Origin of the sequence: Paractinoplanes polyasparticus (assembly GCF_019710575.1) — a bacterium.
GTDB classification, from domain to species: domain Bacteria; phylum Actinomycetota; class Actinomycetes; order Mycobacteriales; family Micromonosporaceae; genus Actinoplanes; species Actinoplanes polyasparticus.
Map to the genome: position 1 here is coordinate 122083 of NZ_JAHWFK010000024.1, position 12936 is coordinate 135018.

Sequence of the window (12936 nt, forward strand, 5' to 3'; positions counted from 1 at the left end):
GGCGGTGAATCCATAGCTGCACTTGGAAGGCGCTGCATGCGTGATAACCATCTATGTGAGCGTTCACTCTAGACGCAAGCCTTCGGAAAGTCAGCTGGCGGCTACAGAGATTGCGGCGGTACGCGCGGCGCGTCCCCGGCGAGCACGAAGACCTCCGCGTCGAGCGGCTCGACGAGCCCGTCCTCGACCAGGCCGGCCAGCGCCCGGGCCCGCTGCACATCGTCGTTCCACACCAGATCGAGGCGCTGCCGGGGCACCGGGCCGGTGGCGTGCCGCAGCACCTCGAGCAGCAGGCCGCGTACCTGCCGGTCGGTTCCCGCGTACCGCTGCGGCTTGCGGCTCGGCCCCTCGAGCGCGGGGGAGCCGTTGAGCCGCCACGCGCAGACCTGCTCGAACGGGCACTCGGGGCAGCGGGGGGAGCGGGCCACGCAGACCAGGGCGCCCAGTTCCATGAACGCGATGCTGGCCCGGGCCGCCCGCGCCGGCTCCTCGGGCAACAGGTCGGCCATCGCGACCAGGTCGGCCGCGGTGGTGGAGGGGCCTGCGTCGGGTTTGCCCTCGACGGCCCGGGACACCACGCGGCGGACGTTCGTGTCGACCACGGGGTGGCGCTGGCCGTACGCGAAAGTGGCCACCGCCCGCCCGGTGTAGGTGCCCACGCCGGGCAGCGCCAGCAGCTGTTCCAGATCGGCGGGGACCTGGCCGCCGTGCCGCTCGACCATCGCCACGGCGCAGGCGTGCAACCGCATCGCCCGGCGGGGATAACCGAGCCGCCCCCACATGCGGATAGCCTCCGAAGGCGGATCGGCGGCCAGGTCGGCGGGGGTGGGCCAGCGGGTCATCCAGGAGCGCCAGGCGGGCTCCACGCGGACGACCGGCGTCTGCTGGAGCATCACCTCGCTCACCAGGACACCCCAAGGAGTGGTGGCGGGCTGTCGCCAGGGCAGATCCCGGGCGTTCTGGTCGAACCACGTGATGGCGTCATCGGCGAGAGTCATGGCAGGTCTTACTGTAGGCAGGTGCATGAGCTCGCCATCACCGTCATCGGTCCCGACCGGACCGGCATCGTCGCCGACGTGTCCGAGGCGCTGGCCGGCGTCGGGGCCAACCTGACCGATTCCACCATGACCCGCCTGCGCGGCCACTTCACGATGACCCTGATCTGTACGGGTCCGTCCGTCGACGAGGCGAGCGCCGCGCTGTCGTCCCTGGGCGACGTCGTCACCTCGGTGCGGTCGGTTGCTCCCGAGTCCGACAAGCCGGACGGCGGAGACCCGTACGTGGTGAGCGTGCACGGCGCCGACCGGCTCGGCATCGTCGCCGCGGTGACCCGCGTGGTCGCCGCCGCGGGCGGAAACATCACCGATCTGAGCACCCGGCTGACCGGAGCGCTCTACGTGCTCATCGCCGAGGCCGACCTGCCCGCCGGCTCGGCCGACGAACTGGCCGAGCAGCTCGCGGTGGCCGCGGCCGAGCTGGGCGTCGAGGTGACCCTGCGCCGCGCCGAGTCGGAGATCCTGTGACCGCGCCCGTGGCTTGGGACGGGCCGGAGGGCAAGGTCCTCCCGGTCGTCACCGCCCCGGCGACGGTCTTGAGCACGGTCGGCGACGAGGTCGACCCGGCCGACCCGGCGGTGGTGCGGCTCGCCGCCGACCTGGTCGCCACCATGCGGGTCTCGCCCGGCTGCGTCGGCCTGGCCGCACCGCAGGTCGGCGTGGGCGCCCAGATCTTCGCCGTCGACGTCACCGGCCACCCCAAGGCGGCCACCACGCACGGCGCGTTCGTCCTCTGCAACGCCAAGATCATCGAGGCCAGCCGCTGGAAGGCCGGACGCGAGGGCTGCATGTCCGTTCCCGACCTGACCGGCGACGTGAAGCGGGCCGGGCGGATCGTGGTGTCGGCGACGCTGCCCGGCAGTGGCGAAGCGGTCGAAATCACCACCGACGCCTTCGAAGCCCGCGCCCTGCAACACGAGATCGATCACTGCGCCGGAAAGTTGTTCCTCGATCGTGTCGCCGGGGCGCACGCGATCTACCAGCGCAAGGTCTACCTCTAGATATTTTTGCGAGTCGTTGTCGCATACGCCCCGGCGCGTCGCGGCGTTCCGCGCGGGCGCGCGGGTTTAACGTGTTGCCCATCATGCGAGCGACGGTTGGTCCCCTTCCATCCGCCGTCTATTGGCGGCGTCGTGCGGTCGTGCTGGGCGCAGTGCTGCTCGGCATCATCGTGCTGTTCGTTTCCTGCACCGGTGGCGACGACGACTCGAAGAAGAGCCAGAGCCCGACGTCGGCCTCGACGCAGCTGCCCAGTTCCGCCCCGGAATCGCCCGAGCCGTCCTTCATCGACGGAGTGCCCGGCAACAGCGGCCCCTCGCTGCCCGCGCCCGGCGACCTGCAGACTCAGCCGCCCGGTGACGACGCTTCGCAGCCCACGCTGCCCCCGACCGGCGGCACCGGAACGGGCACGGGGACTGGCCAGGGAACAGGCACCGGCCAGAACAACAACGTCAACATCCCCGCCGACGGCTCCTGCGCCGACGGCGAGCTCGCCGTGACCCCGATCCCCGCCGCCACGAACCTCAAGCGCGGCGCACCGGTCCAGATAGAGCTCAAAATCAAGAACGTCAGCCAGCGTGCCTGCGCCCGCGATGTCGGAGCCGACCCGCAAGAGCTCTACATCGACCAGGGCGCCCACAAGTACTGGTCGTCCGACACGTGCAGCACCGCCAAGGGCGGCGACGTGCGCCAGCTGCCGGCCGGGCAGGAACTCACGTACAAGGTCACCTGGAACGGTCGTCAGTCGAGCACCTGCGCCGGCGGCTCGCCCTCCGGCCCCAACCCGCCGCCCGGCCAGTTCGAGCTGCGCGCCCGTCTCGGCACCCTGGTCAGCAAGCCGATCGCGCTGACCATCACGCAGTAAGTGGTCGCCGCTCTCGAGCTCTACCTGGACGTCGACGCCACCCGCCGGGTACGCACCCTGTGGCGCGCCCTCGAGGCCGAGGGCATCCCGACGCTGGCCTCGCTGCTGCAGGAGAAACATCGCCCGCACGTATCGCTGGCCGCGGCCCGCAGCCTGGCCCCGGCGGCATTGGCCGAGGCCCTCAGCGGCTTACCGGTCGGCCGTGGCCTGACGCTCGACCTCGACTTCGTGGGCCAGTTCGTGGGACGGGTGCTGTGGCTGGGCGTCACGCCGACGGCCGCGCTGCTCGACCACCATCGCGAGGTGCACGAGCGCCTGGAAGCGGCCGGGGTCGAAGTGTGGGACCTCTACCGGCCGGGGCGCTGGGTGCCCCACTGCACGGTATCGATGCGGGTGCCCAACCCCCAGATGGGTCACGCGATCCGTCGCTGTCTGGAGATGCTCCCGCTGCGAGCGACGGTCATCGGCGCCTCGGTCACCGATCACGCGAACGCCATCGACGAGCCGCTGACCTGAGCGCCGCCGATCACACGCGAACGGCATCGACCAGCCGCTGCCCGCTGAGCGCCGCTGGTCAGCGGAAGCCGGTGACGGACAGCAGGGCGTAGCCGACTGCGGTCAGCGGAAGCGCGAAGACCAGCCCCAGCGCGCGCCGGCGCCACGAGCCGCCGACCCCGAGGGTGATCAGCACTCCCAGAGTGACCAGGACGGCTACGGCCTCGAGCTGGTCGGTCGTGTCGTAGGAGGGGTCGCCGATCCGCCCGGCCTTTATCACCGCCTCGGCGAACAGGACGGCCACGGGCATGCCCAGAGCGACGGCTTGCAGGCGGCCGGGCGTACGGGCGATCACGCCGGCGGCGCCGAAGACCGCGCCGGCCACCACGCCGAAGCCCATCCAGGCGAGCGCACTGGCGTTGAACAGGTTGGACCAGTCGTCGTTCTGGATCAGCGCCGCGGCCAGGTAATAGCTGGGGACGGCCACGATCAGGCAGACGATCGCCCCGGCCGTGCCGACCGGCAGCGACCACCGGAAACCCCACGTGAGCAGGAACGCCGCCACCGCCCAGACGGCCATCGAGTTGCCGAGGTCCCCGAACGGCCACGGCACATACTTGATCCAGACGAAGTCGAGCACCCCCAGCAACAGGCCCGCCAAGGGTGCCACCACTACGACGTTCCGGTTCCTCACCATGGAAGTCGATCTTAAGAGCCTTCCCCCCGGCGCACATCGAACCCTGGACAGGCCCGATCCCCTGGCGATCAGCCCAAAGACAGATCCGGCCCGTGCCGCATCCGGCCGTGGTCAGCGGTCGAGGCCGCCCCGGAAGCAAGCTTTCAGCGGCTGCGCCGGAGCAGACCGGCGGGCCTCGGCCACCCACCGCCGAAGGTCCGCGCCCGACTGCTCGACCCGATGATCGGTGGTATTGAGAATGGGCACCACCCACCGGGGATCGCCGGCCCGCCAGCCGGACCACCGTTCCCACCGCATCCCCGGCCAGCCGCCCTCGGTGAGCACAACCGGCGCATGGCGCGGGTCGGCGGCGTGTCCACGGTGCCAGCGGGCCCACCCCACAAAGGCCTTCTTCGCCCGATCAGACCACTTGCCGGCATCGCGCTGCTCCAGCCGCCGCAGCCGCTCGTCATCGGCCACGTCGAGCACGCACGTCACGATGCCGTCGAGTTCGACCGCCGACGGACTGGCCAACACCTCACCGAGCGGCGACTGCCCCAGCAACAGCATGTCGAGCCCGTCCCGCTGATAGCCGACCGCGCGCCGCACCCAACCTTCCAAGCTGCGCTGCCGCCAAGCCGTATCGGCCCCCGAAGGCACCCCGACCTCGTCGAAGTCGTGCACCACAAGCCCCGCCACCGAGGCGCACCCCCGAGCGGCAGTGGTCTTCCCGGAACAACTGGACCCCGCAACCGACAGCAACATCTCACCACGGTGTGCCCGCTCCTACCGAAGCGCGACCGGTTTTGCTCAGTCCCAGCGGGCCCACCGACCGTCAACTGCACACATGGACCACCGTGCCGTAAAAGAAGACCACCGCGGCGCCGGGCGCGGCCACGCCAGAGAAGAGGCACACGTCGTAGCGAGCCGATCGCGGGTTCGAAGTCTGAAGCACCGACCGGCCACGCCCGGGGGCATGAGCGGCGGAGGGTCAGACGTAGCGCTCGAGGATGGACGCCTCGGCCAGGCGGGACAGGCCCTCGCGTACGCCCCGGGCCCGCGCGTCGCCCACGCCGTCGACGGCCTGCAGGTCTTCGACCGTGGCGCCCAGCAGGCGTTGCAGGCTGCCGAAGTGGTCGACCAGGCGGTCGACGATCTGGGTGGGCAGCCGAGGCACCTTGGCCAGCAGGCGGAAGCCGCGAGGCGAGACCGCCGCGTCCAGCGAGTCGCTGGCGCCGGGGTAGCCGATCGCCTTGGCCACGGCCACGAGGTCGATCATCTCGGTGGCGGTGAGCAGGTCGAGCTCGACCAGGGCCTCGTCGAGCGTGCGGGCCTTGCGGCCGGTGGGCAGGTAGTCGCGGATGACGAGGGTGCGGTCGGAGTCGACACCGGCCATCAGCTCGTCGAGCTGGAGCGCCAGCAGGCGGCCGTCGGTGCCCAGCTCGACCACGTAGCCCGAGATCTCGTCGGCGATGCGGCGGACCATTTCCAGCCGCTGGACGACGGCAACCGCGTCACGCACGGTGACCAGGTCTTCGATCTCGAGCGCCGAGAGCGTGCCCGAGACCTCGTCGAGGCGCAGCTTGTAGCGTTCGAGGGTGGCCAGGGCCTGGTTGGCCCGGGACAGGATCGCGGCCGAGTCGTCGAGGACGTGGCGCTGACCGTTCACGTAGAGGCCGATGATGTGCATCGACTGGCTCACCGAGATGACCGGGAAGCCGGACTGCTTGGCCACCCGCTCGGCCGTGCGGTGGCGGGTGCCGGACTCTTCGGACGGGATCGCCGGGTCGGGCATGAGATGGACCGCGGCCCGCATGATCCGGGTGCCGTCGCTCGACATGACGACCGCGCCGTCCATCTTGCACAGCTCACGCAGCCTGGTCGCGGAGAATTCGACGTCGAGCGGGAAGCCGCCGGTGCAGATGCTTTCGACCACCGCGTCGTGGCCGAGCACGATCAGGGCGCCCGTGCGCCCGCGGAGGATGCGCTCGAGGCCGTCGCGCAGCGCGGTGCCGGGCGCCATCAGGGCCAGATTGGCGCGCAGCGGATCGGCGGTCACCCCGCCGCCCGTGAGACCGGGACCGGCGCCGGCGGCCGCCGGACGATGCGCCGAGCCGTTGACGCCGGGTCGTGGCGTCGGGTTGGCGGCGGAGGGCTTGGAACCATCGCGGTCGAACGGCACCTGGACATTCTACGGACTGTCATCCAGGGCAACGAGCCGTGGTTCGATGAATGCTCCGTAGCGTGATTAAAGGTCACCGTCGGTCACCGCCGGCCGCGGCCGAAGCCCGGGCTGCCGACTGCAGGGCCGAGCGCAGGTCGCTCACCTCGATGACTTCGATGCCGCGCGGCGCCTCGGGGGCGCAGCCGGGCGGAACGAGCGCCACCTTGAAGCCCAGCCGGGCCGCCTCGGCGAGCCGCCGGCCGACGGCGCCGACCCGCCGGATCTCGCCGGTCAGCCCCACCTCGCCGATCGCCACCAGCTGGGGCGCCATGGCCAGATCGAGGCCGCCGGAGGCCACCGCGAGCGCCATCGCGAGATCGGCCGACGGCTCGATCAACCGGATGCCGCCCACCGTGGCCGCGAAGACCTCACGGTTGTAGAGCTTGAGCTGCTTGGTGCGACGCTCGAGCACCGCGAGCACCATGGCCAGCCGGGCGCTGTCGAGGCCCGACACGGTACGCCGGGGTGACCCCTGCACCTCGGCCCCGATCAGGGCCTGCACCTCGGTGACCAGGGCGCGTCGACCCTCCATGGCCACGGTCACGCAGGTGCCGGGCACGGGCTCGTTGTAGCGCGTCAGGAACAGCCCCGAGGGGTCGGGCAGGCTGGTGATGCCGTTCTCGTTCATCTCGAAGCAGCCCACCTCGTCGGCCGCGCCGTAGCGGTTCTTGACGCCGCGGACCAGGCGCAGCGACGAGTGCTTGTCGCCCTCGAAGTGGAGCACGACGTCGACCAGGTGCTCGAGGACGCGCGGGCCGGCGACCTGACCGTCCTTCGTGACGTGGCCCACCAGCACGGTGGCGATGCCTCGTTCCTTGGCCACGCCGACCAGCGCGGCGGTGACGGCCCGCACCTGGGTGACGCCGCCGGAGACGCCCTCGGTGCCCGGCGCCGAGATCGTCTGCACCGAGTCGACGATGAGCAGGCCGGGCTTGACCGCGTCGAGGTGGCCCAGGACGGCGCTGAGGTCGCTCTCGGAGGCCAGGTAGAGCTTGTCGTGCAGGGCGCCGAGCCGCTCGGCGCGCAGGCGCACCTGGCTCACCGACTCTTCGCCACTGACCACCAGGGACGGTGTGCCGGCGCCGGCGGCCCACTGCTGAGCCACGTCGAGCAGCAGAGTGGACTTGCCCACACCGGGCTCACCGGCCAGCAGCACCACCGCCCCCGGCACCAGGCCGCCGCCGAGCACCCGGTCGAGCTCGCCCACGTTGGTCGGCACGGCCTTGGCCGGAGCTGCGCTGATCTGTGCGATCGGGCGCGCCGGCTCGGACGGAAGCCGCGAGCTGACCACCCGACCGGCGCCCAGCGGGGTGCTCACCGTGGACTCGATGACCGAGCCCCACTCGCCGCACTCGGGACAGCGGCCCAGCCACTTGGGCGGCTGGTGGCCGCAGGCGTCGCAGACGTAGGCGGGGCGGGCGGCTTTGGCGGCCGTGCGGGACGATGTCACCCCGCAAAGCTAGCGGGGCGGTACGACAATTACTCGTGCTCTTCCGGCTCTGCCTCGACCGGGCCGCGCGAGGCGGGCGACAACGGGATCGCGAAGGGCGCGTTGACCTCGAGCGGCTGCGAGTAGCCGCTGATCTCGAAGATCAAACTGAGCGAGTTGCCCGGCTTGAGCTCGTCGCTCAGGCCCGCGGCGAACAGCTTCGAGGTGTCCTCGGGCAGGAAGCTCGTGCTGCTCAGAGCCGGGATGGTGATGCGGGCCGGCTGCAGGGCCTCGGCCGCCGGGGCCGACGCCGGCGCGCTGGGCAGGCTGGGCTGCACCGACGGGTCGGGAATGCTGCTGGCCTGGGTGACGTCACCGGGCGGGATCGAGGCGGCCGGGCGGCTGCCGGAAGGCTCGGGGTTGGCGCTGGGCGACGCGGCGGCAGCGCCCCCGGTGAGCCCGATCTGCTGGGCCGAGACGACGCCCTCGACCTCGTCCTGCAGCGGCTTGCTGCTGATCAGGACGGTCACCGGCTCGGTGGTCTGGTTGAACAACGACACTTCGAGGGCGGCGTCACCGTTCGCGGGGTAGCCCTCGGGGTCGTTGTAGAGGACCTGAAGGTTTCGGATCAGCACGCGACCGTCGGGGCTCTGCGTGCTCAGGCCCGAGATCGGCGCGTCCAGGAGCGCGGTCTCGGCCACCTGGCCGGCCGAGCAGCCGACCAGCGCCATCATGGCGACCGTGGCGGCCCCCGCGGCCTGGGCGACGCGGCGGGTTCCCAGCGAGCGCATCACGATCCTCCAAGCTGATGAAGCTCGACATCTCAAACAGCCTCAGCCTAGAGGTCGGTGATCGAGCGCGTGCGGCGACCCGTCCAATCACACCACCCGGCCGCTGGAGATGAGCAGCAGAACGTCGATGAGCGCGACCAGGATCACGGCGCGGAACATGGCGACACCGCGTCCCTTCGCGCGCATGGTGGCGTACCACCCGAGCGGAAGGACCACGACGGCGGCTGCGGCGCCCGCCCAGCCGGCCCACGACGGCGGCCCGGGCGGCCCGAAGACCAGCGTGAGTGTCGCACTGAGAAGGAGCAGGGCGGCGGCCACGGCCGATCCCGTCGCGCCGAGGCGGTGCGGCAGGCCTCGTACGCCCGTCGCCGCGTCATCCGCAAGATCGGGCAGTACGTTGGCGAAGTGGGCGCCCGCGCCCAGCAGCGACCCCGCGGCGACCAGCCAGGCAGGCGGCGCCGGGTTGCCCGGCAGCGACACCACGACGAACGCCGGCAGCAGTCCGAACGCCACCACGTAAGGCACCACCGACAGCACGGTGGACTTCAGCGGCCAGTCGTAGAGCAGCGCGAACACGCCGACCAGGGTGATCACGACCGTGGGCCACAGCCCGAAGGGCAGCCCGAGAAGCGGGATGGCCAGCGAGGCGACCAGTCCGGCGACGCCGACCGTGCGCCGGGAGACCGCCCCCGAGGCGACCGGCTTGTCGGTGCGCCCGGCGACCTGGTCGCGGTCGGCGTCGAGCCAGTCGTTGACCCAGCCCACCGCGAGCTGCGTGGCCCCCACGGCGAGGAACACACCCAGGATCGACCAGCCCCGGTGACCGACGCCGACGGCGAGCAGAGTCATCGCCACGGTGACGGCGCCGCCGGGCTCCGGGTGGGACGACTTGATCACTGCCAGCGCACGGGACATGCGAGCAGTGTGGCGGGTGTGCCGTTGTCATGCCACGCTCGATCACATGCCGTCGATGCCGCGTAACGATCCGCGTCAGTATGACGACCTGGCCGGCGAGTGGTGGCGTCGCGGCGGTCACTTCGAGCTGCTGCACTGGCTGGCGGCGGCCCGCGCCCAGCTGATCCCGCCCGCCCGCTCCGCGGGGGCGCTGCTGGTCGACGCCGGCTGCGGCGGCGGCCTGCTCGCGCCGCATGTGGCCGGTAAGGGCTACCGGCACGTCGGCGTCGACCTCCGCTCCTCGGGCCTGCGGCATGCGGCCGCCCGCGGCGTGACGGCGGTGCGCGGCGACGTGACGGCGTTGCCCCTGGCCACCGGCTCGGCCGAGGTGGTGGCGGCCGGCGAGATCCTCGAACACGTGACCGACCTGCCGGGCACCGTGGCCGAGCTGTGCCGGGTGCTCAAGCCGGGCGGGCTGCTCGTGGTCGACACCGTCAACGACAACCCGCTCAGTCGCTTCGTGACGGTCACGCTGGGCGAGCTGATCGGTCTCGCCCCGGTGGGGCTCCACGATCCGGCGCTGTTCGTCGACCCGCGCCGGCTGACCGCGGAGTGCGCTTCCCACGGCGTACGGCTGAAGGTGCGCGGCGCCCGCCCCAGCGTGCCGGGCCTGATCCGCTGGCTCGGGCCACGCCCGCGACCGGACAGCCGCCCGCTCGGCCGCATCGTCCCCACCCGCTCGACGGCCGTGCTTTACCAGGGTTCCGGTCGCAAGGCAGAGGAGTACGCATGAGCTCACCGGCCAGCCGGCTCGCGCCCCGGTTCGCGGCCCGTGCCGCGGCTCACGACCGGGACGGCAGCTTTCCCGCCGACGACTTCGCCGACCTGCGCGCCGCCGGCCTGTTCGGGCTGATGGTCCCGGCCCGGCTGGGTGGCGCCGGCGCCGGCTTCGCGGAGTACGCGGCGACGGCCTACGAGCTGGCCCGGGGCAACGGGGCCACCGCGCTCGTCTTCAACATGCACGCCTCGGTGACCGGCGCGCTGGCCGGCGTCACCGACGAACTGGCCGACACCCTCGGCCTGCCGCCCGAGGCGCTCCAGGCCCGCGACGACGCGCTGCGGGCCGCGGCCGAGGGCAAGTGGTACGCCGTGGCGATGAGCGAGCGGGGCGCCGGCTCCCGGTTGTCGCAGCTAACTACGTCGTACGAGGTGGTTGACGGGGGTTACCGCATCCGGGGCGCCAAGACGTTCTGCTCGGGGGCCGGGCACGCGGACGCCTACCTGGTCGCCGCGCGCAGCGCCGCCGACCCGTCCCAGGTCTCGCAGTTCCTGGTGCCGGCGGGCGAAGGTCTGCGCGTCGAGCCGACCTGGGACGCGCTCGGGATGCGCGCCACCGGCTCGCACGACCTGCACGTCGACGTCACCGTGCCGCCCGGTGCGCTGCTCGGCGGGGTCGAGGGCCTGGCGCTGGTCGTGGCCCAGCTCGCCCCGCACTGGATGGTGGCCAGCTACGCCGCCGTCTACGTCGGGGTGGCCCGCGCGGCCGTGGATGCGGCGGTCGAGCACGTCAACGAGCGCAAGCTGGGCCACCTGCCGGCCATCCGGTCGCGGATCGGGCGGGCCGACGCCGCCGTCGCCGCCGCCCGGCTGGCCGTCCAGGAGGCGGCGCGCCGGGTCGACGAGCAGCCCGGGGACGCCGAGACCAATCGCTGGGTGTGGCGGGCCAAGCTGCTGGCCGGCACGACCGCGGCCGAGGTGGCCGCCTCGATGCTGGAGGCGGCAGGCACGTCGGCCATGCGCCGCGGCCATCCGTTGGAGCGGCTCTACCGGGACGCGAGAGCCGGATCACTACAGCCGGCGACCAGTGATGTGTGTGCGGACTGGCTGGGGGTAGATGCCCTCGGCGGAGACGCGGATTCCGAGGGTTCGGCGCCGCGCTGGTAACACCAACAGAGGCAGGGCGGCGGGGTTCAGGCCGGGGAGGCACAAGTGAATCGCAACGCGACCATCGCAGGGCTGGGAACAGCGCTGCCGCCGCCTGCCGTGCAGGAAGATCTGTGGGAAGGCTTCTTCGCGAAGCACTACACCGCCGAGAAGCGGGCACTCGGAAAGCGCATCTTCGCCAACTCCGGGGTGCGCACCCGTCAGGCGGCGGTCAGCCCGCTGCTTGAGGACGTGTCGGAGTGGACGACCGAGCAGCGGATGCGCCGCTATCAGGTCGAGGCTGTGCCGCTGGGCAAGGAGGCGGTCGGCCGGGCGCTGACCGACGCCGGCATCCGGGCCGACGAGCTCGGGCTGTTCGCGGTCTGCTCGTGCACGGGGTACGCCACCCCCGGGCTCGACATCCTGCTCGCCCGCGACCTGGGCATGTCGCCGTCCGTCCAACGGCTCTTCGTGGGGCACATGGGCTGCTACGCGGCGCTGCCGGGCCTGGGCACGGCGGCCGACTTCGTGGTCGCCCGGGGCCGCCCGGCCCTGTTGCTCTGCGCCGAGCTGACCAGCCTGCACCTGCAGCCGGCGAGCGCCCGCACCGATCTGCAGCAGATCGTGTCGCACGCGCTGTTCTCGGACGCGGCGGCCGCGGTCGTGGTCATGCCGGGCGGCCCCGGCTACGCCGTGCGCGACGTCGTGGCCGTCACCGACACCACCACTGCCGACCACATGACGTGGGAGGTGACCGACCTGGGCTTCCGGATGGGCCTGTCCCCGCGCGTGCCGGCGGTGCTCGAGCTGCACGTCCGCAAGCTCGTCGACGACCTGCTCGGCCGGCACGGGCTGAGCATCGCCGAGGTCGACGGCTGGGCGATCCACCCCGGCGGCCCCAAGATCCTGGATGTGGTTCAGCAACAACTCGGTCTCGATGACGCGGCCCTGGCCGCCTCGCGGGGCGTGCTTTCGGCGTACGGGAACTGCTCGTCGCCCACTGTCTTACTGGTGCTCGACGCGCTGCGCCGCCGCCCGGCCCCGCCGCGACGGGTGGTGATGCTGGCGTTCGGGCCGGGGCTCACGCTCTATGGCACCCTGCTCGAGGCCTCTACAGTCACAGCGTGACGGGTGAGCGGGCGCGGGGTGTCGTCCTCTATGCGGCGGCCGGCCTGCTGGTCGCGGGCGGAGCGGCCTGGTGGGCCGGGTCGGCGCCGCCCGGGCGCGACAACGGCCAGGTCGACGAGTGGCGCGCGACCGTCGAGGAGCAGCTGCCCGACACCGAGAACCAGGCCGACGCGGCGACGTCGGTGCTGCGGGCCGGGGCCGACCAGTCCTTCGAGACGTCGGTCGCCACGGGCGAATACCTGGTGTCGATGATCTGCCGGGGCGGCCCCGAGTCTCTGGTCCGGGTCAGCCTGAGCCAGTTCGGGCGGGATTCCGGCCGGGGCCTGCGCTGTTCGGGGGAGCGCCCGCCGGACAGCTTCAAGGTCGGCCTGGGCGACGTGGTGCGCCTCAACGTCGTGGTCAGCGACAACGGCCCGGTGGTGTTCCGCTATCACGTACAGCCTGTGTTCGACTGAGG

Annotated in this window: 15 protein-coding genes; 8 read left to right on the forward strand and 7 right to left on the reverse strand. The window is 72.1% G+C overall.

Annotation, left to right across the window (positions count from 1 at the left end; all coding sequences use genetic code 11):
* Nucleotides 1-101: 101 nt before the first annotated feature.
* Complete coding sequence (locus KXC43_RS23400) at nucleotides 102-998, reverse strand: HhH-GPD family protein (RefSeq protein WP_221378254.1); 897 nt, start codon at nucleotides 996-998, stop codon at nucleotides 102-104.
* 21 nt (nucleotides 999-1019) lie between these two features.
* On the opposite strand from KXC43_RS23400, the gene KXC43_RS23405 reads away from it, so the two are divergent.
* The 4 genes from KXC43_RS23405 (at nucleotide 1020) to KXC43_RS23420 (ending at nucleotide 3435) form a co-directional block, all read left to right on the forward strand.
* The gene (locus KXC43_RS23405; protein ID WP_221378255.1) at nucleotides 1020-1523 is read left to right on the forward strand and encodes a glycine cleavage system transcriptional repressor; all 504 of its coding nucleotides are present in this window, start codon (nucleotides 1020-1022) and stop codon (nucleotides 1521-1523) included.
* Nucleotides 1520-2056, forward strand: coding sequence for a peptide deformylase (gene def / locus KXC43_RS23410; RefSeq protein WP_221378256.1), 537 nt, complete (start codon nucleotides 1520-1522; stop codon nucleotides 2054-2056). Before KXC43_RS23405 ends, def begins: the two co-directional genes overlap by 4 nt.
* Nucleotides 2057-2139: 83 nt before the next feature.
* Nucleotides 2140-2919 carry an adhesin gene (locus tag KXC43_RS23415; protein ID WP_221378257.1) on the forward strand — a complete coding sequence of 260 codons (780 nt, stop codon included), beginning with the start codon at nucleotides 2140-2142 and terminating at the stop codon, nucleotides 2917-2919.
* Nucleotides 2920-3435 (forward strand): 2'-5' RNA ligase family protein, encoded by a 516-nt coding sequence (locus tag KXC43_RS23420; protein ID WP_221378258.1) that lies wholly within the window; start codon nucleotides 2920-2922, stop codon nucleotides 3433-3435.
* A 58-nt stretch (nucleotides 3436-3493) separates the two neighbouring features.
* On the opposite strand, the gene KXC43_RS23425 is transcribed toward KXC43_RS23420, so the two are convergent.
* The 6 genes from KXC43_RS23425 to KXC43_RS23450 form a co-directional block, all read right to left on the reverse strand.
* On the reverse strand, nucleotides 3494-4111 hold the full coding sequence (locus tag KXC43_RS23425; RefSeq protein WP_221378259.1) for a DUF6518 family protein: 618 nt from the start codon (nucleotides 4109-4111) through the stop codon (nucleotides 3494-3496).
* Nucleotides 4112-4222: 111 nt separating this feature from the next.
* A complete protein-coding gene (locus KXC43_RS23430; RefSeq protein ID WP_221378260.1) occupies nucleotides 4223-4789 on the reverse strand; it encodes a hypothetical protein in 567 nt (188 codons plus the stop codon).
* Between the two features lie 292 nt (nucleotides 4790-5081).
* Nucleotides 5082-6272, reverse strand: coding sequence for a DNA integrity scanning diadenylate cyclase DisA (gene disA, locus KXC43_RS23435; protein WP_221378261.1), 1191 nt, complete (start codon nucleotides 6270-6272; stop codon nucleotides 5082-5084).
* A 73-nt stretch (nucleotides 6273-6345) separates the two neighbouring features.
* Nucleotides 6346-7764, reverse strand: a complete 1419-nt coding sequence (radA, locus tag KXC43_RS23440; RefSeq protein WP_221378262.1) for a DNA repair protein RadA — start codon at nucleotides 7762-7764, stop codon at nucleotides 6346-6348.
* Between the two features lie 29 nt (nucleotides 7765-7793).
* The gene (locus KXC43_RS23445; RefSeq protein WP_221378263.1) at nucleotides 7794-8534 is read right to left on the reverse strand and encodes a hypothetical protein; all 741 of its coding nucleotides are present in this window, start codon (nucleotides 8532-8534) and stop codon (nucleotides 7794-7796) included.
* 87 nt (nucleotides 8535-8621) lie between these two features.
* On the reverse strand, nucleotides 8622-9449 hold the full coding sequence (locus tag KXC43_RS23450) for a UbiA family prenyltransferase (RefSeq protein ID WP_221378264.1): 828 nt from the start codon (nucleotides 9447-9449) through the stop codon (nucleotides 8622-8624).
* Nucleotides 9450-9495: 46 nt separating this feature from the next.
* On the opposite strand from KXC43_RS23450, the gene KXC43_RS23455 reads away from it, so the two are divergent.
* Genes KXC43_RS23455 through KXC43_RS23470 form a run of 4 tightly spaced genes read left to right on the forward strand, consistent with a single transcriptional unit; the run spans nucleotide 9496 to nucleotide 12934 of the window.
* The gene (locus tag KXC43_RS23455; RefSeq protein ID WP_221378265.1) at nucleotides 9496-10221 is read left to right on the forward strand and encodes a methyltransferase domain-containing protein; all 726 of its coding nucleotides are present in this window, start codon (nucleotides 9496-9498) and stop codon (nucleotides 10219-10221) included.
* On the forward strand, nucleotides 10218-11372 hold the full coding sequence (locus KXC43_RS23460; RefSeq protein WP_221378266.1) for an acyl-CoA dehydrogenase family protein: 1155 nt from the start codon (nucleotides 10218-10220) through the stop codon (nucleotides 11370-11372). The genes KXC43_RS23455 and KXC43_RS23460 overlap by 4 nt, the downstream gene beginning before the upstream one ends.
* 45 nt (nucleotides 11373-11417) lie before the next feature.
* Nucleotides 11418-12479: a type III polyketide synthase gene (locus tag KXC43_RS23465; protein WP_221378267.1), complete on the forward strand. Its 1062-nt coding sequence runs from the start codon at nucleotides 11418-11420 to the stop codon at nucleotides 12477-12479.
* Nucleotides 12476-12934, forward strand: coding sequence for a DUF6023 family protein (locus tag KXC43_RS23470; protein ID WP_221378268.1), 459 nt, complete (start codon nucleotides 12476-12478; stop codon nucleotides 12932-12934). The genes KXC43_RS23465 and KXC43_RS23470 overlap by 4 nt, the downstream gene beginning before the upstream one ends.
* Nucleotides 12935-12936: the final 2 nt, after the last annotated feature.

What these genes read in the sequence shown, in the direction of transcription:
- KXC43_RS23455 (WP_221378265.1), top strand. Translation starts at nt 9,496, where the DNA reads ATGCCGTCGATGCCGCGTAACGATCCGCGTCAGTATGACGACCTGGCC.
- KXC43_RS23400 (WP_221378254.1), bottom strand. Translation starts at nt 998, where the DNA reads ATGACTCTCGCCGATGACGCCATCACGTGGTTCGACCAGAACGCCCGG.
- KXC43_RS23415 (WP_221378257.1), top strand. Translation starts at nt 2,140, where the DNA reads ATGCGAGCGACGGTTGGTCCCCTTCCATCCGCCGTCTATTGGCGGCGT.
- KXC43_RS23445 (WP_221378263.1), bottom strand. Translation starts at nt 8,534, where the DNA reads ATGCGCTCGCTGGGAACCCGCCGCGTCGCCCAGGCCGCGGGGGCCGCC.
- KXC43_RS23450 (WP_221378264.1), bottom strand. Translation starts at nt 9,449, where the DNA reads ATGTCCCGTGCGCTGGCAGTGATCAAGTCGTCCCACCCGGAGCCCGGC.
- KXC43_RS23460 (WP_221378266.1), top strand. Translation starts at nt 10,218, where the DNA reads ATGAGCTCACCGGCCAGCCGGCTCGCGCCCCGGTTCGCGGCCCGTGCC.
- KXC43_RS23425 (WP_221378259.1), bottom strand. Translation starts at nt 4,111, where the DNA reads ATGGTGAGGAACCGGAACGTCGTAGTGGTGGCACCCTTGGCGGGCCTG.